13 protein-coding genes are annotated in these 17504 nt (G+C 64.5%); 3 read left to right on the top strand and 10 right to left on the bottom strand.

The window, feature by feature from the left end:
• Window position 1: 1 nt before the first annotated feature.
• Window positions 2-481 carry a winged helix-turn-helix transcriptional regulator gene (locus ACYVNQ_RS18345; protein ID WP_460903981.1) on the bottom strand — a complete coding sequence of 160 codons (480 nt, stop codon included), beginning with the start codon at window positions 479-481 and terminating at the stop codon, window positions 2-4.
• 172 nt (window positions 482-653) lie between these two features.
• Here ACYVNQ_RS18345 and ACYVNQ_RS18340 point away from each other — a divergent pair, with 172 nt between their 5' ends.
• The gene (locus ACYVNQ_RS18340; RefSeq protein WP_460903980.1) at window positions 654-980 is read left to right on the top strand and encodes a DUF4148 domain-containing protein; all 327 of its coding nucleotides are present in this window, start codon (window positions 654-656) and stop codon (window positions 978-980) included.
• 59 nt (window positions 981-1039) lie between these two features.
• Here ACYVNQ_RS18340 and ACYVNQ_RS18335 read toward each other — a convergent pair whose 3' ends face one another.
• Window positions 1040-1507 (bottom strand): YaiI/YqxD family protein, encoded by a 468-nt coding sequence (locus ACYVNQ_RS18335; RefSeq protein ID WP_460904954.1) that lies wholly within the window; start codon window positions 1505-1507, stop codon window positions 1040-1042.
• A 162-nt stretch (window positions 1508-1669) separates the two neighbouring features.
• On the opposite strand from ACYVNQ_RS18335, the gene ACYVNQ_RS18330 reads away from it, so the two are divergent.
• Window positions 1670-3247 carry a tetratricopeptide repeat protein gene (locus ACYVNQ_RS18330; protein ID WP_460903979.1) on the top strand — a complete coding sequence of 526 codons (1578 nt, stop codon included), beginning with the start codon at window positions 1670-1672 and terminating at the stop codon, window positions 3245-3247.
• A 26-nt stretch (window positions 3248-3273) separates the two neighbouring features.
• On the opposite strand, the gene phnE is transcribed toward ACYVNQ_RS18330, so the two are convergent.
• From phnE to ACYVNQ_RS18305, 5 genes are read right to left on the bottom strand one after another with little or no spacing between them, the layout of a single operon-like run.
• Window positions 3274-4077, bottom strand: coding sequence for a phosphonate ABC transporter, permease protein PhnE (phnE, locus tag ACYVNQ_RS18325; RefSeq protein ID WP_460903978.1), 804 nt, complete (start codon window positions 4075-4077; stop codon window positions 3274-3276).
• Window positions 4074-4928 carry a phosphonate ABC transporter ATP-binding protein gene (locus ACYVNQ_RS18320; protein WP_460903977.1) on the bottom strand — a complete coding sequence of 285 codons (855 nt, stop codon included), beginning with the start codon at window positions 4926-4928 and terminating at the stop codon, window positions 4074-4076. The genes phnE and ACYVNQ_RS18320 overlap by 4 nt, the downstream gene beginning before the upstream one ends.
• Complete coding sequence (locus ACYVNQ_RS18315; RefSeq protein WP_460903976.1) at window positions 4925-5854, bottom strand: phosphate/phosphite/phosphonate ABC transporter substrate-binding protein; 930 nt, start codon at window positions 5852-5854, stop codon at window positions 4925-4927. Before ACYVNQ_RS18315 ends, ACYVNQ_RS18320 begins: the two co-directional genes overlap by 4 nt.
• Before the next feature lie 35 nt (window positions 5855-5889).
• Window positions 5890-8154, bottom strand: coding sequence for a YadA family autotransporter adhesin (locus tag ACYVNQ_RS18310; protein WP_460903975.1), 2265 nt, complete (start codon window positions 8152-8154; stop codon window positions 5890-5892).
• Between the two features lie 33 nt (window positions 8155-8187).
• Window positions 8188-10404: a phosphocholine-specific phospholipase C gene (locus ACYVNQ_RS18305; protein ID WP_460903974.1), complete on the bottom strand. Its 2217-nt coding sequence runs from the start codon at window positions 10402-10404 to the stop codon at window positions 8188-8190.
• 734 nt (window positions 10405-11138) lie between these two features.
• On the opposite strand from ACYVNQ_RS18305, the gene ACYVNQ_RS18300 reads away from it, so the two are divergent.
• Window positions 11139-11939: an HAD-IIA family hydrolase gene (locus ACYVNQ_RS18300; protein WP_460903973.1), complete on the top strand. Its 801-nt coding sequence runs from the start codon at window positions 11139-11141 to the stop codon at window positions 11937-11939.
• Between the two features lie 12 nt (window positions 11940-11951).
• Here ACYVNQ_RS18300 and ACYVNQ_RS18295 read toward each other — a convergent pair whose 3' ends face one another.
• From ACYVNQ_RS18295 to kdpB, 3 genes are all read right to left on the bottom strand, one after another.
• Window positions 11952-12653, bottom strand: coding sequence for a response regulator (locus ACYVNQ_RS18295; protein ID WP_460903972.1), 702 nt, complete (start codon window positions 12651-12653; stop codon window positions 11952-11954).
• On the bottom strand, window positions 12650-15316 hold the full coding sequence (locus ACYVNQ_RS18290) for a DUF4118 domain-containing protein (protein WP_460903971.1): 2667 nt from the start codon (window positions 15314-15316) through the stop codon (window positions 12650-12652). The genes ACYVNQ_RS18295 and ACYVNQ_RS18290 overlap by 4 nt, the downstream gene beginning before the upstream one ends.
• A 72-nt stretch (window positions 15317-15388) precedes the next feature.
• Window positions 15389-17491 carry a potassium-transporting ATPase subunit KdpB gene (kdpB, locus tag ACYVNQ_RS18285; protein WP_460903970.1) on the bottom strand — a complete coding sequence of 701 codons (2103 nt, stop codon included), beginning with the start codon at window positions 17489-17491 and terminating at the stop codon, window positions 15389-15391.
• Window positions 17492-17504: the final 13 nt, after the last annotated feature.

Here is a 17504-nt window from a genome sequence, read left to right as displayed (position 1 = left end):
CTCACTGGTGTGCACGTCCGCTCGCCTCATCGACAACGGCCGCGCCCTCCTCGACCCGAATCTCGGCAGGTCTGAGCCCGCGCCCGTCAACGGTGGTCAGTCGCAGGCGTTGCAAACGCTGCTTCTTCTTCGCGTCGAGCGCAACCATCATCGGCTCGCCGTGCTCAAAAAGGTTCTGCTCACCCCATTGTCGCAACGCGACGAGCACCACCTGCAATTGCTCACCGCTCCCGGTGAGATGGTATTCGCTATGCGCACCACCATCGGACGCGTCTCGCACCTCGAGAATGCCGGCCTCGACCATTCCGCGCAGCCGCGTGCTCAGAATGTTCTTCGCACACCCAAGACTCTTTTGAAACTCATTGAATCGTCTCGCACCCTTCAGCGCGTCGCGGACGATCAACAGCGTCCACCAGTCGCCAACCACATCGAGGGAACGGGCAACCGGACATTTCTCGTTCTTTAAGGAGGTGCGTCTCATGGTGTGGGAGCGGTGAAGGCGTTTGCCTTACTGCGCTCTTTCATCGGATATCGAACAGGGCAACAGTATAACTTTCCCGGTTGCATATCTAAACCGCACCGTGCTACCGTTGCGGCGTTCGGTGGCATGATTAAACCCATCGTGATGCATATGCACATATTCGGTAACCGTTATGAAAAGTAAACATGCACCGCTAACACGGTGTGGCATTGCGATGCTTGTAGTTTTAACTTTGACTACTGCGAAACCCGCACCCTCCTTCGCAGCCTGCAAGAGCGCGAGTGGCACACCCTTGACGCGCGCGCAGGTCAAGCAGGAGCTCATAGACCTGGAGGCAGCAGGCTACGACCTGGGGCGCACCAGCGATGACAGCTATCCAGACGATATCCTTCAGGCGGAGAGGAAGATCGCGAAAAAGCGGCAACACGCGTCGGCGCGCACAGCCTGCTACCTTGGCACGTCTACATGCACCGATAGCACGAAAAGTATCGTGCAATGAGCCGGCTCTTCATCAACGGCGAACGCTGCGCGGAAGCTATCAAATCGAATCGGCAAATTCTAGCCAGCCCCGCCAGGCCGCGTGCCGTGACGCGCGAGGAATCGATCGAGCTGGCTCGCGAAAGCCTTGCTGTCGCGCGCGCTAAAGGGCGCAGGCCCGCCTGTATCGATGCCGGCACTGCGCAGTTGATCCATCACGTCGCGCATCGTCATGCGTTCCTGGATGTTTTCGCGGGTCAGCCAGTTTCCGCGTGGATCGAGCACATGCCCGCCCTTGTCGATTACCGCAGAGGAAAGCGGTATGTCCGCGGTAATCACCAGGTCGCCGGACGCGACCAGTTCGACGATACGGGCATCGGCCACGTCGAAACCGGCCGGCACCTGAATCGATTTGATAAAGGGAGACGGCGGCGTGCGCAGATATTGGTTTGCCACCAGTGTCACCGTCACTTCGGCACGTCGCGCAGCGCGAAACAACATGTCTTTGATTACGGCGGGACAGGCGTCGGCATCGACGAACACTTGCATGAAGGTCATTCCGGCACGTTAAAAGACGATCTTATATCAAGGCCGGACGCGGTCTTCGTGTAGCTCGGGTCGCCGCGCTCCCAAGGCAGTCAGAAAGTAAGATTTAATTCATCAAATGCGCGTGCAAAAGTGAATACCATCGGTGGTCGACATGAGGACCGTATGCCGAACCGAAGCACGCACATCAAACCTGGCAACACACCACACCCAAACATCGAAGAAGCGTTGAGCCTCGCATTACGCGCACTGTCCCAGCGCGCCTGGCCCGATGCGATCAGCCACGCCGAACGCGCGATTGCCGTAGCCAGCAACCATGGCTTCGCACATATGCTGCGCGGTGTTGCATTGACGGGGGCCGGACGTCTGGATATCGCGTTGCCCGCGCTCGAACACGCGACGCGGCTATCGCCCGCAGATCCGCGCACGCATTACAACTTCGCCGTCAGCCTGCAACAGGCGGGGCATATGTTGCGCGCGATGGCGGCGTATCGCGCCTGTCTCGCGGTCGAACCGAACTTCGCCGATGCGCTGTGGAACTACAGCGAATGCCTGAGGCTGCGCGAACACTTCGAACTCGCACTCGAACTGTTGGACCGCCTGGCCGTGATCGAAGGCCGCAAGCGTCGACATGCGGCACACCGGATGGCGGTGTGCTGTTCATACCTGGGCCTCGCCGAGCGGGCCGATATTCTGTTCCGCGAGCAGCTTGCCGAAAACGACGACCCGGCGACTCACTGGGAGTACGCGCTGTTCCTGCTGCAACAGCAGCGTTTTGATCAGGCATGGCTGCATTACGCGCGCCGCTTCGATGCCGGCGAGAGCATCATGCTGCGCGGCATCGAGCGGCCTTACCCGACATGGAATGGGCAATTCGAAAGAGACGGATTGCTACTCATCACTGGCGAACAGGGCGCCGGCGATGAAATCCTGTTCGCCGCATTCATACCTGGGCTGCTCAAGCGCGCGAACGCCGCCGGCATGCGTGTCGTGGTGATGTGCCGGCAGGAACTGGTCCGCCTGTTTCGCGCGAGTTTCCCGGACCTTCAAGTGGAATCCGCCGCGCTGCTCGAAGAAGATCGCACAGACCGCGCATCGTTCGCCAGTGTCATCGGGCATCACACGTCGAGTGCCTGGCATGCCTACCTCGGGGATCTTCCCCGCTGGATCGACAAGCCGACGCCTGCCCGTTATCTGCAGCCTGACACCGGCGATCTCGCCGACGCGCGCGCACTGATCGGCGAACGCGCTACATCTGCCGATCACGGCAGCGCGTCGCGCCCGCTGCGCGTCGGACTCGTCTGGTCGTCCAATCCCGCTGCCGTGCGTGACAACCGCACCGCACGCAATGTCCCTTCTGCACTCGTCAACGGCTGGCTGAGCGGCATCCACAACGTGCAGTTCTATGCGTTGATGCCGCTACCCCACCTCGAGCGGATCGCCGAAGTCCCCGACCTGCCGCTCACCGACCTGTCGGAATTCGTCACGGATTTCAGCCGCACTGCTGCGGCAATCCAGTGCCTCGACCGGGTGGTATCGGTATGCACGTCGAGCGCCAATCTGGCTGGCGCGCTCGGCGCCGATCTGCATGTGCTGCTGCAGCGGCACGCCGACTGGCGCTGGGCGGACAATGGACGCGCGTGGTATCCGAACGTCACACGTCATCGACAGGCACTGCGCGGCGACTGGAGTGCGAGCCTCGCTGAACTGGCCAGCCATCTCGCACACACGACCGGAACGTAACGACCGCGCAGCAGCGCAGTCGCGCCTTACTGCACCCGGCTGCGCAGATACGCGGAGCCACGCTCGGCCGCGATCACCAGTACAAACGTCACGATCAGCAGAAACGAAACGGTCCGATACTGAAACAGGTTCATCGCGGTCAGCAGCTCGAAGCCGATCCCGCCCGCGCCGACAAATCCAAGCACCAGCGACGAACGCAGGTTCTCGTCGAAGCGAAACAGGCTGATACCAAGCAGCGTCGGCAACACCCCGGGCACCACCGCATGCGTGAACACCTGCATGCGGCTCGCGCCGGTCAACGTCAACGCTTCGACGGGGCCCATTTCCATGTCCTCGATCACCTCGGCGAACAAACGGCCAAGCATGCCGACCGAATGCACACCCAGCGCCAGCGCGCCCGGAAACGGCCCTAGCCCGACCGCGGTCACGAACAGCAATGCCCACACCAGATCCGGCACCGCCCGCGTGATGCCGATAATCGCGCGCGCGATGTAATACAGCGGCCGCGCGGGACTCACATTGGCCGCGGCCAGCAGCGCAAGCGGAAACGCGAGCAGCACCGCAAACACGGTACCGAACACCGCGAGATCAATCGTCTCCAGGATCGGCGCCAGGCTCGGCCCGAACTGGCTGAAGTCGGGCGGCATCGCGCGCGCGAGGATGTCGGCCATACCGTGCGCGCCGGTGAGCAGATCCTGCGGACGCGCATGCACGCCCACACACGCCTGCACGAACAGCGCGACAAACGCGGCCAGCGCAGCGATCCGCGAAAGCGGACTGCCGCGCGAGGTCTGCGGGGACGCTGCCCGCAGCGAAGAAACGCGATTCATGAGGTCTCGCTCACATACAGGTTGGAGATCTGTTGCATGCTGACGGACGACGCGCGTTCGTCGAATTCGATCCGGCCGCCGCGCATGCCGATCAGGCGATCGGCATAGCGCGTCGCGAGTTCGGGCTGGTGCAATACGCACACCACCGCGAGTTGGTCGTCGGCTGCGAGGCGACGCAGCAGACGCATCACTTCGTCAGCGGCTTCAGGGTCGAGACTCGCGACCGGCTCGTCGGCAAGCACCACTGCGGGCCGCTGTGCCAGCGCGCGCGCCACCGCGACGCGCTGCGCCTGGCCACCCGACAGCGTGCCCGCGCGTTGCCCGGCGAGTGGCAGCAGGCCGACTTCGTCGAGATAGCCGCGGGCGGGCTCGATCTCGCTCTTCGGCACGCGGCCGAGCATCGTCGACAACGTGCGATGACGGCCTAACGAGCCGGTACACACGTTCGCCAGTACGCTGCGCCGCTTCACGAGATTCGCGTGCTGCGAGATCAACGCGACCGACATCCGCGCCACGCGCAACGGCTGCCCGGCGAGCGCGGCGAGATCGCGGCCACCGGCTTCGACGGAACCGCCGGTCGGCCGGTTGAGCCCGACCACGCATTTCATCAGCGTGGACTTGCCGCAGCCGTTGCTGCCGAGAATCACGACCATCTCGCCCGCGTGCACCGTCAGGTTCACGTCGTGCAGCGCGGTGTGCCCGTTCGGATAACGCATCGTCAGGCCGCGCACGGCCAGCCGCACGTCGGCCTGCACGCCGCGCAGCATCGCCGGATCCGCCCCGGCGAGCACCGCGCCCCTTTCACTGCCAGGCGCGGGCCCCATCGTCGCAACCGTATGCAACGTACTCACAGCTTGTTCAGATCGATGTTGAGCGTCGAGACCAGATCGCGAATCTGATCGTATGCGCTGTCGGTCTGCGGCACCGTCTTCAGCGCCTTGCCTTCGTTAGCCGCGAGGAACTTCTGGTCGGCGTCCGGCAGTTCGCGGAAGTCGAGCGTCTGCAGTACGGCGGCGAGGCGCGCCTTGAAATCAGCCGGCAGATCGCCGCGAATCGCAAACGGATCCTGCGGAATCGGGCCGGACTTCCACAGCGTTACGTACGCTGCCGCATCGTATTCGTTGTGCAACAGCGCGCTGGCGATTTCCTCGCTGTTCAGCTCGCCCGCTTCGACCTTGTGATTGCGCAGCGCCTCAAACGACGCCGTGTGGCTGCCCGCATAAACAGCCTTGACGTCGTGGTCCGGATCGATGGAGCTCTTGCGCAGACCGAATGCCGGGAACAGGTGGCCCGACGTCGACGCGGGATCGGAGTATGCAAACGAGTGCCCCTTCACATCGGCGAGCGTCTTGATGCCGCTGCCCGGCCACGTGACGATCGACGCAAAGTAATTGGCCGGCTTGCCGTCTTCACCGGAGAACCCGGCGACTGCCTGCGCATGCGCAACCTGATGCGCGAGCACATAGCCGAGCGGGCCGAACTGGCCGAACTCGAGCTTGCCGTTACGCATCGCTTCGATTTCGGCGTTGTAGCTGGTCGCCACATACAGCTCGACCTTGCAGCCGATCTTCTTGCCGATCAGGTTGGCGAGATCCGTATAGACCGGCAGCAGCCGCGCGGTCGATTCATACGGCTCCACGCCGAAGCGCACGGTGCCGTCGTTCGGGCACGCATTCGACGCGGCGGCCGCATCGGCTGCATAAGCCCCGTGTGCCGCAACCGCGCAGCAGGCCGAAACGAGCAACGATGCGACAAAGCGGAAAGATTCGATTTTCATGCCGGAGTGCTCCAGATAATTGAAGTGCCAGGGGGCTACCACTGATAGGACATGCCGGCGCCATAAGCAGCGCCATCCGACCCGACGCTGATGCCGAGCTTCATCTTGATGTTGTTGCTAAAGCGCGCACTCGCGCCGAGCGCGGTGGCGCCATAGCCCTGATAGGTGGCGGTGCCGATGCCGATCGCGAAGTTCTTGCCGGCGTCGACTTCCGGGATCATCGTCAGCGCGGTGGCCGCGGCCACGCCGCTATATGCCTTGCGGGCCACGCTGTTGATGCCGGACTGAACCGACGACAACTGGTTCACGTTGACGGCATCCGTGCCGTTCACACCGGGCGCCACGTTGGTGATGCGTCGCTCGCTGCCGGGCGCGCCGACCGACACCGTGTTCGGATCTTCGGCGACCGAGCCCGAACCCAGTGCAACCGAGTTGGCCGCCGCGGCGTTCGCATTCGCACCGAGCGCGGTGGCATTGCTGCCGCCGGCGCTCGCATTGCTGCCCTGCGCAGTCGAGTTGATACCGGAAGCCGCGGCGTTGGTGCCGATCGCCACGCTGTTTTGTGCCGACGCAACCGCGCCTGCCCCGTTCGCCGTGCTGTTGTCCGACGCGGCCAGCGCATTCGCGCCGATCGCGGTGCTGTTCTCGCCGGCCGCATTCGCCGCATATCCCATCGCGGTCGCCGCTGCACCCGACGCGACTGCTGCCGCCGGCGAGGTGCCACTGCCGCCCGGCGTCGCGCTCTTGTCGGTTGCCGTTTGCGACGCGTTCGTGCTGCCCTGCGACAGGGCCGGCGGCGTGGTCGCCGACTGCTGGCCGATCGAAGCCATCTGATCCGACAACTGGTTCGCTACCGCTTCGAGCTGCTGCAGGTTGACCGCGTCGTTGGCCTGGCTGCCGGCCGCTACGCCGGTGATCTGCCGGTTGCCGACGTTGACTTCGCCGGCCGACGACTGCGGGCTGCCCAGACCAAATGCCTGATACGCAGCCAGCGCACCGCGCACCGCCTCCGAGTTGCCACCGAGCGCCACGCTGTCGGAAACCGCGAGGCTATGCGAACCGATCGCGACCGAATCGTTGGCGCTGATCGAGTTGCCGGCCAGCGAACCGATCGCGACGTTGTCGCTGCCCGTCACGAAGAAGCCTGCGCCATAGCCCTGCGCGACGTTGTTGCTGCCCATCACGTCGTGCCCGGCGCCGTAGCCCATCGCAAGATTGGTCTGGCCGGTGACGTTGCTGCCGGCATACGGGCCAAACGCCGCATTGTTATCGCCGTGCACCGCGATGCCCGCATTCGCGCCTTCGACGACGTTGTCGTTGCCGACCACACTCGAGCCCGCACTCACGCCGCTCGCCGAGTTGAAGCTGCCGGTCACGCTCGATCCGGCGTTCTGGCCATTTGCGAGGTTGTTGCTACCGGTGACGTACTCGCCGGCATTCGAGCCGAATGCGGTGTTCTGGTCGCCGGTCACGAAGCTGCCTGCCCAGAAGCCGTACGCGTTGTTATAGCTGCCCGTCACGTTCGTCTCGGCGCTGCGGCCGAACGCCTGGTCCCAGCCGCCGGCCACGTTGATACCCGCGAAATAGCCGATCGCCTGGTTCGCGTTATGACCCGACACATTGGTGCCTGCGCCGTTGCCGATCGCCAGATTCCAGTTCGTGCTGACGGTGTTGCCCGCGCCCTGGCCGAGCGCGATGTTGTTGTTGGCTGTGACGTGCTGGCCGGCGTTATCCCCGAACGCCTGGTTATAGCTGCCGGTCACGTACTCGCCGGCGCTGGTGCCGAACGAGTCGTTATAGCTGCCGGTGGTGTAGCTGCCCGCCCAGAAGCCATACGCGTTGTTGTAGTTACCCGTCACGTTGGTCTGCGCGCTGCGGCCGAACGACTGGTTCCAGCCGCCCACCACGTTGATGCCCGCGAAGAAGCCGATCGCCTGGTTGGCATTGCCGCCCGACACGTTGGTCCCCGCGCCGTCGCCGAGCGCGAGGTTGTAGCTGGTGCTGACGGTGCTGCCCGCGCCCTGGCCGATGGCGGTGTTGTCGTTACCGGTTACCGACACACCGGCCGTTTCGCCGATTGCCGTGTTGTTGCTGCCTTTGACCGTGTTGCCGGCCTGCTCGCCGAAGGCCTGGTTGTAGTTGCCGCTCACGCTGGTGGTGCCCGCGCCGGTGCCCACGCCTTCGTTGTGCGTCGTGCTGTCGTAGGTGGTCGACACCTGCGCGTCGGCCTGCACGCCGTAGGCGGCGAGCAGCACGCCCATCAGCACGCTGAGGTGCGCGACCTGCTGTCTGTTCGTCATGTTGGGGGTTCCTAGTCGTTTTGCGCGGGGCGATCAGTTCGCGATCCCGCTGGCCATCGCCGGATCGCTGATGCTGGGCGCACCCGTTTCGACCCGGCCCGCAAAGCGGCGCACGAGATTCGGTGCCGTCAGCGTGAAGTCGTACCAGTTGCCGGTGCCCGACAGCGGCCAGTTCTGCTCGGCCGATTTGCCGGCCGGCACGCTCAGCGACCAGGGGCCGCCGGTGAACACGCTTGCGTACGCACTGGCGCTCAGCGAGACCTGCACGTCCGCGGTGCCGCGGTTGTTGACGGTCGCGTACACCGCGCCGTTTGCAACGTCGTAGCAGACCTGCAGTTCCACCAGCGCGCCGCTGCCGGTGTTGCCGCTGAACTGGCGCACGAAACCGTTCGGGCCGTACACCCACAGGTTGTAGTTCCCGTTGACGTCGCTGGTCCACGCAGTGTCGTTCAACTGCTTGCCCGCTTCGACGGTGTAGCGGCGCGGAATTCTGGCGAGATTGTTCTGGTCGTACACATGGAACACCGTGCCTTGCGTGCCGGTGTTGCTGAACATCAGCTCGATCGAGCCGCTGGTGGAGACCCGCGCGCTGGTATGCAACTCATACGGCAACGCACGCGACGGACGGTAGCCGGCTTCCTGGAAAAGCGGCTCCGGTGCACCCGGCGCGCTCACGCCCGGCAAGGCGCGCTGTGCGGCGTCGAAAGCTGCTGTGTTCGCGGTGCTCGGCAACCCCGCATACGTGCTGTTGGTCGCGTTCGGGCTGGTGAAGTCGAAGCAGCTGGTCAGATCGCCGGCCACCGCCCGATGCCACGGGCTCACGCTCGACGCAGTGATACCAAAGCGCTTCTCGAGGAACAGCGCCATCGACGTATGCGTGAACACCTCGGAGTTGACCCAGCCGCCCGCGGTCCAGGGCGAGATCACGAACATCGGCACGCGGCCGCCGAGGCCCCACGGGCGCACCGTGCCGCTGACCGTATCGGCTGCTTCCAGATACGTGCGCGCAGGGTCGGAGAAATACTCGCCGGCGAGCGACATCGTGGAGCCGCCCATCACATTGCCGCTCGCGTCGTACGACGGCACCGCCGGACGCAGGCCGTGATCGAAGATGCCGTCTTCTTCGTCATAGGTGATAAAGAAGGCGGTCTGGCTCCACACGGTCGGATTGGCCGTCAGCGCATCGAGCACCTGCGAGATAAAATTCGCGCCGTCGCTCGGGAAATAGCTGGGGTGTTCGGAGACATTCGGCGTCGGCAGGATCCACGACACTTGCGGCAGCGTGCCGTTCTGCACGTCGGTCGCAAACGACGTCAGGAAGTCCGGGCCGCCGGTCATGCCGTTGTTGTAGATCGCCGAGCCCGGCGCCGAGGTACGGAAGCTCTGGAATGCCAGGCAGCCGTGCAGCAGGCCGCTCCAGTTGTTGTTCGGATCCTGGTAGATCTTCCAGCTGACGTTCGCGCCCTGCAGCAGGTCGGGCAGCGTCGGCCATGCGAACGACGACCCGCCGTAGGTGTACTGGTTCGGCGCTGCGGTTGCCGAAATCGTGCCCGACACCGAGCAGCGCAGGTTGGTCACCTCGGCATCTGCATCGGTCGGGTTGATGCCTACCGCAGCAAGCGCCGGATTGTAGTTGGAGCCCGAGAAGAACACCACGCGGTTCGGATCGGTCGGACCGGTCAGCGCGCAATGGTAGGCATCGCACAACGTGAAGGCTTCGGCGAGCGCGAAATGGAACGGAATATCGGCGCGCTCGTAATAGCCCATCGAATACTGGGTCTTCCAGTACGGCCAGTGGCCGAACAGCCCCTGGTTCCACGCCGCCTGACCGCTACCGTAATCGTGCGGGCAGTCGGCCACGCCCATCGCGTTCATCGTTGCCGTATCGAGGTGGAAAGGCGGAATCGTGACCGTGGTGGTCGCGGTTGGCGCGCTCGACACCTGCTGCCACACCGGTTGGCCGCTCGCCAGCGTGATCGGGAAGCGGTCGCCGAAACCGCGCACGCCCTTGAGCGTGCCGAAGTAATGGTCGAACGAGCGGTTTTCCTGCATCAGGATCACCACGTGTTTGATGTCCTGGATCGTGCCGGTCTGGCCGCTCGGCGGAATCGCGAGTGCGCGCCGGATCGAAGACGGCAGCATGCTGGCGCCGGCGAGCACGCCGGTGGCGCCCGCTGCGCGCAGGAAGTCGCGCCGCGCAAGGCTCTTCGGCTTGGCCGGGACGTTGACGTCGTGTGCTTTGGTATTCATGGGGGGTTTCTCTACAAGGCTGGAAGGGGGAGTGCCGTGCAAGCCGCGCGGTCGCCGTTACGCGCGCTCAGGGCGCGCAGTGCAGGACCGGCGCCGAATTGTTCGAAGTCCCGGACGCCGGGGATGCCCCGGATGCCGGCGTCGAGCCGCCCGCGCCCGAGCCCGGAGCACCGCCCGCCCCCGAGCCTGGGGCGTTCGACGCGCTGGACTGCCCATTCGGGCTGCTGCCACCGCCGCCACCGCAGGCGGCCAGCAAAACTGCCGCGACGACGAGCGCGGCACCGAGCAGCGCGCGCCCCCCTATCCCGTGCGCAATCTCTCGATCACGCACCACAGTGCATTCGAAGTTCATATCAGTAGACCGTATTAAATGCCGCCGGAGGAGATCGACACCCCAGCGAACCCCTGCGTAGTTTTGGCCGGTCCCGAAGCTGCGTTGCTTCACCCCGGAGCAAGTGCGCTGCGCTGAACAGCGAAGCGAACGATCCGCATGCTAGGCACCGTCTGTGACAGCGAAATGAAGATAGCTCAGTTTAAAAAGATGGTTGATATGAGCTAAGTTCAGCATTAAGCTTGCGGCTGTTTTTTATCAGCCCGACAGGTCAGGAACGTTCTCGATGCGCCATTTCCCCAGCTCTCTTTACGATCCCGCGTACGACCCCGCGCGGAGAAGCGAAGACGCACCGCCCTCGCAGCCACCATCAGGAACACCTGCAGCACCCTCGGCGCCCGCCGTGCCGGCGCAGGAATCCACCGCCTTGCAAGTGCTGGCGGCGCGCCGTCTGCTCGCCGACGCAAACGGTTTCGTGATCGATCTCGATGGCACGCTGGTGTCCGGCAACCAGGTGATGGCCGGCGCGAAAGACCTGCTCGACTACGCGGCGGATCGCTATGCGATCGTCTCGAACAACTCGCGCGATACTGCGTCGACGCTGGCGCGCAAGCTGGTAAGGCTGGGTCTGCGGGTCAAGCCTGAGCGGATCGTGCTGGCGGGGGAGCAGGCGGCGCTACTGGTGGCGCAGCGATATCCGCAGGCGCGCGTGCGGATCGTCGCGAGCCCGGCGCTGGCGCGGTTCGCGGCTTCGCTCGGCTGTAACGTGGTCGAACACGAGCCGGACGTGATTCTGCTGGGACGAGATGTGAACTTCAGCTATATGCGGCTGACGTCAGTGGCGAACCAGTTGCGACGTGGCGCGAAGCTGATGGTGGCCAATCCGGATCTGAACCACCCGGCAGCCGATGGCGGCGTGACGCCTGAAACCGGCAGCCTGATGCACGCGGTGGTTGCCTGCGCCGGCGTCGAACCGACCTGCGTGGTCGGCAAGCCGGAGCCGTTGCTGTTTAGACAGGCGTTGCAGCGGTTGGGCACCGATGCGGCAGACACGCTGGTGATCGGCGACAACCCGCTGACGGACGGCGCCGGGGCGCGGCAGCTAGCCATGCAATGCCTGCTGGTCGGGCACCATGCGGATGCTCATGTCGTGTCTCTCGCACAGTTGTTCGGCACGAGCGACGCGAACCGGCGCCTCGGTTGAGGGGTCAGCGCTTCACGTCGCCAGCCCCGCCAGCCGATACCCCACCTGCAACTCGGTAATCAGATGGCGCGGCTGGGTCGGATCGTCTTCGAGCTTCTGGCGCAGCGTCACCATATACACGCGCAGATACTGTGGCCGGTCCGCGTACCCCGGTCCCCACACGTCGAGCAGCAGCTGCCGGTACGTAATGACCTTGCCATAGCCGCGAATCAATGCGGCCAGCAGCCGGAATTCAGTCGGCGTCAGATGCACCGCCGCGCCGTTACGCGTCACCTCGTAAGTCGCCAGATCGACACCTACGTCGCCAAAGCGCACCGTCGAAGCGGCCGGCCCATCGCTTGCCACCAGATTCGCACGACGCAACTGCGCGCGCACCCGCGCGATCAGCTCGGGCACGCCGAACGGCTTGGTCAGATAGTCGTCCGCGCCGGTGTTCAGCGCATCGACCTTCTCGGTTTCGCGATCGCGCGCCGACAACACCAGCACCGGCGCGCGCGACCAGCTGCGCAACTCGCGGATCAGCACCTTGCCGTCCTCGTCCGGCAAGCCCAGATCGACGATCAGCAGCTCCGGCTGCCGGCTCGCGCTTTCGACCCGCGCGGCCGCCGCCGTGCCCGCCTCGAACACGGTCATCCCTTCGCGTTCCAGCGACATGCGGATAAAGCGCCGGATATCCGCTTCGTCTTCGACAATCAGAATGCGCGGTTTTTTCATGCAAGTACCTCCTGTTCGATCTCGGGTGGCGCACCGAGCGGCAGCCTGATTTCAAAGCGCGTGCCCTGCGGCGAACGCCGCTCTGCCTGAATCGAGCCTTCGTGCGCATCGACGATCGTGCGGCATAGCGCGAGCCCGAGCCCCACGCCGGAGATAGTCGATTCGCGCACGCCGCGCGTGAATGCCGTGAAAAACTGTTCGGGGTCGAGGTTCGGCAAGCCCGGACCATCGTCTTCGACGAACAGATGCATCGTGTCGCCCACTGCACGCGCGCGAAACTGGATCGTCGAGCCAGCGGGTGTGTACTTCACTGCGTTGTCGATCAGGTTGACCAGCACCCGCTCGAACGCAATCGCATCGATTTCGATCAACGGCAGATCGGCCGGCAGTTCGGTGCGCACGCGGTGCGCAGCCAACGTGGTGCCGAGCCGGGCCAGCGCACTGCCGGCGATCTCGCCAAGCGCGTGCCATTCCTTGTTGAGGCGCACGCCTTCGCTTTGCATGCGCGCGAGATCGAGCAGGTTCGTGACGAGCCGGTAAAGTTCTTCTGTCTGCAGGCGGATTGCGCGCGATGCAGTGGTGCGCTCGATATCGGGCAGATCGTTGACCCGCTCGAGCGTTTCGGCCAGACCCCGTATGGCTGTGAGCGGCGTCTTCAGATCGTGCGATACCGCGGCCAGCAGCGCGTTGCGCAGTTGCTCGCCTTCCATGCGCACCTGCGTGTCCTGCGCGATCTCGATGAAGTGCGTGCGCTCGAGCGCCAGCGCGATCAACGAACAGCACGCTTCAAGCAGACGCCGGTCGTCGGCATCGCTCGACAGCTCGCCGCCGTGCTCGGCACAGATCGCCAGCACGCCGCGCACGCACATCGGCCCCTTCAGCGGCAGATATAGCGCGCTGGAGCCGCTCAAGGTCTGCGTGCCGGCGCCCGCGGCTTCCGCATGCTCGTAGGTCCATTGCGCGACGGAGGTATCGACGAACGGATCGGTGGGTGCTCGCGTCAGTTGCTCGGTTGCGTCAGGCAACACGAGTGCAACTTGCGCGTCGAACAGCGGCGCGATCGTTTGCCGGCACACCGCCGCGATCTGCGCAGTCTGGATCGCGCTGGACAGGTCGCGCGCTACCCGTGCCACCGCGGTCGCGCGCCGTTCGCCGGCAGTCGCCACCTTGGCCTTGTAGCGCAGCCGCGCCGACAGCTGGCTGGTGACCAGCGCAACCGTCAGCATCAACACGAAGGTGAACAGGTATTGCGTATCCGATACCGCGAACGAAAAGCGCGGCTCGACAAAAAAGAAATCGAAGCTTGCCACGCTAAGCAGCGCAGCCCAGGCCCCCGCAACACGGCCCAGCCGCAACGACAGCAGCACCACGTTCAGCATGAATAGCATCACCACATTCGGCGTGGCAAAAAAATGCAGCAGCACACTTGCGATGAAGGTGGTCAGCGCGCAGGCGAGAAATGCAAGGATCAGCCCGTTCAGCCGCGTTTCGGCAGTGCTCTGCGCTGGCGGCCGCGCGTGCCGCGCATCCACATCGCCGGTGCCGACCAGCAGCAAACCGAGTTGCGGATCCGCGCGAGCAATGCGTTGCGTCAAACGCGTTTGCCACGGCATGCGCCAGCGCCCTCTGCGGCCATCGTGACCAAGCACGAGCTTGGTCGCGCCGCGCTCGTGCGTATAGGCCAGCAACGTAGCGGCGACGTCTTCGCCAGGCAGATTCGCGAACTCGGCGCCAAGGCCATCGGCGAGATTGGCGAGCGCCAGCAAGGTCTGCCGCGTCTGCGGATTGCGCCCGCTATCCGGCTGGTCGACGTGCACCACCAGCCATTCGGCGCGTAACTGCTGCGCGAGACGCGCGCCCTCGTGAATCAGCTTTTCGTGCGCGGTATCGGCGCGAATGCAAACCATGATCCGCTCGCGGTCGGCAAGCGTCGCGCGCAGCCTGCCCTTCAGGCGTTGGCCGTGCACGTCCGCATTGACGCGATCCGCGACGCAGCGCAAGGCCAGCTCGCGCAGTGCAAGCAGGTTGGTTCTGCGCAGATAGTTCGCGCGGGCGACTTCCGCTGCCGGCGGCAACGACACGATGCCGGACAACAGGCGTGCGAGCAGATCGTCGGGCGGCAAATCGATCAGCATTACGTCGACTGCATCGGCGAACAGGCGATCGGGCACCGTCTCGCCCGCGCGCACGCCGACGATATTGCTAGCGGCATCGCTCAAGCTCTCGAGGTTCTGCACATCGAGCGTGGCATAGACGTCGATGCCCGCTGCCAGCAGCACATCGACGTCCTGCCAGCGTTTTGCATGCCGGCTGCCGGGCAGGTTTGCGCGCGCGAGTTCGTCGATCACGATCAACTGTGGATGCGCGGCGAGCGCGCCGTCCACATCGAACTCGCGTACCAGCCGCCCATGGTGTTGTACATATTTCGGCGGCAGCACCGGCATACCGTCGAGCAGCCGCCTGAGCGGTTCGCGGCCGCGCGTGTCGATCTCGCCGAGTGCGATGTCGACGCCTTCGTCACGTCGCCGCCGCGCGGCCTGCAACATTGCCCATGTCTTGCCCACACCAGGGCATGCGCCAAAAAACAACTTCAGCTTGCCCCGTTCGGTGCTGCCTGCTTCAGTTCCGGACGCTTCGGCTTCGCGTGCGGAAGCGGTGCGCATCTGCTTCACATCGCCCCATTAAAATGGTGTAAAAACCTCCGCACTTACCGTAAAAAAAGTGTATCGGAAGCCTTACGAAAGCAGTGTGATCACCACATCGATCAGCTTGATACCGATGAATGGAGCGATCACACCTCCCACTCCGTAGATTAACAAGTTACGCGACAACAGTCGCTGTGCAGGTTCGGCCCGATAGCGCACACCCTTCAGTGCAAGCGGTATCAACGCGATGATGATCAGCGCATTGAAGATCACCGCCGACAGGATCGCGCTTTGCGGGCTGTGCAGATGCATCACGTTCAACGCCGACAAGGCCGGGTATGTGGTAACGAAGGCCGCGGGAATGATCGCGAAGTATTTGGCCAGGTCATTCGCCACGCTGAAGGTGGTCAGCGCGCCGCGCGTCATGATCATCTGCTTGCCGACTTCGACGACACGCAACAGCTTGGTCGGATTGCTGTCGAGGTCGACCATGTTGCCGGCTTCCTTCGCTGCCTGCGTGCCGCTGTTCATCGCCACCGCGACGTCTGCCTGGGCGAGCGCGGGCGCATCGTTGGTGCCGTCGCCGGTCATCGCGACGAGGCGGCCTTCGGCCTGGAAGCGGCGGATCAGTGTCAGCTTGTCCTCTGGGGTCGCTTCCGCGAGGTAGTCGTCGACACCCGCTTCCGCTGCGATGGCCGCCGCGGTCAGCCGGTTGTCGCCGGTTACCATCACGGTCTTGATGCCCATCCGGCGCAAATCCGCGAAACGCTCCTTGATACCGCCCTTCACGATGTCCTTCAGTTCGACCACGCCAAGCACCGCTTCGCCATCGGACACCACCAGCGGCGTGCCGCCGCGGCGCGCGATTTCGTCGACCACGCGCTCGGTATCGGCCGGGAACACGCCGCCGAGCGCGCGCACGTGTTCGCGGATCGCTTGCGCGGAGCCCTTGCGGATCTGCCGCGCGCCGACATCGACGCCGCTCATCCGCGTGTGTGCGCTGAACGGCACCGGCTTGCTGTCCTGCAACTCGCGGCCGCGCAGATTGAAACGCTGCTTGGCCAGCACGACGATCGAGCGCCCTTCGGGCGTCTCGTCGGCAAGCGAAGCGAACTGCGCGATGTCTGCCAGCTGACGCTCTTCCACGCCATGGGCCGGCACGAAGGCCGTCGCCTGCCGGTTGCCAAGCGTGATGGTGCCGGTCTTGTCGAGCAGCAGCACGTCGACGTCGCCGGCCGCTTCGATTGCGCGCCCCGACATCGCGATGACGTTCGCGCGCAACATGCGGCTCATGCCGGCCACGCCGATCGCCGATAGCAGCGCGCCGATGGTGGTCGGAATCAGGCAGACGAGCAACGCGATCAGCACCGTCAGGCCGACTTCATGACCGCCTTTAACCAGCGCCGACACGCTAAAGCCCGAGAACGGCAGCAGCGTCACGCAAACCAGCAGAAACACGATGGTCAACGCGACCAGCAGAATCGTCAGTGCGATTTCGTTGGGGGTCTTGCCGCGCTTCGCGCCTTCGATCATTGCGATCATGCGGTCGAGAAACGCTTCGCCCGGGTTGGCTGTTACGCGTACCACCAGCCAGTCGGACAGCACGCGCGTACCGCCCGTCACCGATGAAAAATCGCCGCCCGATTCGCGGATCACCGGTGCGGATTCGCCGGTGATCGACGACTCGTCGACCGATGCGACACCCTCGACCACTTCACCGTCGGCCGGAATCATGTCGCCGGCTTCGACCAGCACGAACTTGCCGGCGATCAGCTCGTCGCTAGGCAGCGGATACACCGGGCTGCCATAGCGCGGCTGCTGGAGCACCTTCGCGAACACGCGTTTGCGCGCGCTGCGCAGTGCCGCGGCCTGCGCCTTGCCGCGCCCTTCGGCAAGCGCTTCGGCGCCGTTCGCGAACAGCACGGTAAACCACAGCCACAGCGCAATCGCGAAGATGAAACCAGCCGGCGCCTCGCCCTGCGCGAAGATCGCCTGCAGCCATAGCAGCGTCGTGACGATGCTGCCGAGGTAAACCACGAACATGACCGGGTTCTGCCATTGCGTGCGCGGCGACAGCTTGCGAAATGCATCGGCGATCACGGTCTGCCACAGCACCTGCGGTATAGGCGCATGCGGCGTTGCGGGCAGCGCGACGGAATCGGCCTGCGTGATGGATTCGTTGGGCACATTCATACAAGACTCTTGA

Source organism: Paraburkholderia jirisanensis, from assembly GCF_054782355.1.
Note: the sequence above shows the minus strand (reverse complement) of the source record. Positions and strands in the feature narration are given on the sequence as shown.

What these genes read in the sequence shown, in the direction of transcription:
- ACYVNQ_RS18335 (WP_460904954.1), bottom strand. Translation starts at nt 1,507, where the DNA reads ATGCAAGTGTTCGTCGATGCCGACGCCTGTCCCGCCGTAATCAAAGAC.
- ACYVNQ_RS18290 (WP_460903971.1), bottom strand. Translation starts at nt 15,316, where the DNA reads ATGCGCACCGCTTCCGCACGCGAAGCCGAAGCGTCCGGAACTGAAGCA.
- ACYVNQ_RS18340 (WP_460903980.1), top strand. Translation starts at nt 654, where the DNA reads ATGAAAAGTAAACATGCACCGCTAACACGGTGTGGCATTGCGATGCTT.
- kdpB (WP_460903970.1), bottom strand. Translation starts at nt 17,491, where the DNA reads ATGAATGTGCCCAACGAATCCATCACGCAGGCCGATTCCGTCGCGCTG.
- ACYVNQ_RS18345 (WP_460903981.1), bottom strand. Translation starts at nt 481, where the DNA reads ATGAGACGCACCTCCTTAAAGAACGAGAAATGTCCGGTTGCCCGTTCC.
- ACYVNQ_RS18310 (WP_460903975.1), bottom strand. Translation starts at nt 8,154, where the DNA reads ATGACGAACAGACAGCAGGTCGCGCACCTCAGCGTGCTGATGGGCGTG.
- ACYVNQ_RS18330 (WP_460903979.1), top strand. Translation starts at nt 1,670, where the DNA reads ATGCCGAACCGAAGCACGCACATCAAACCTGGCAACACACCACACCCA.
- phnE (WP_460903978.1), bottom strand. Translation starts at nt 4,077, where the DNA reads ATGAATCGCGTTTCTTCGCTGCGGGCAGCGTCCCCGCAGACCTCGCGC.
- ACYVNQ_RS18315 (WP_460903976.1), bottom strand. Translation starts at nt 5,854, where the DNA reads ATGAAAATCGAATCTTTCCGCTTTGTCGCATCGTTGCTCGTTTCGGCC.
- ACYVNQ_RS18295 (WP_460903972.1), bottom strand. Translation starts at nt 12,653, where the DNA reads ATGAAAAAACCGCGCATTCTGATTGTCGAAGACGAAGCGGATATCCGG.
- ACYVNQ_RS18305 (WP_460903974.1), bottom strand. Translation starts at nt 10,404, where the DNA reads ATGAATACCAAAGCACACGACGTCAACGTCCCGGCCAAGCCGAAGAGC.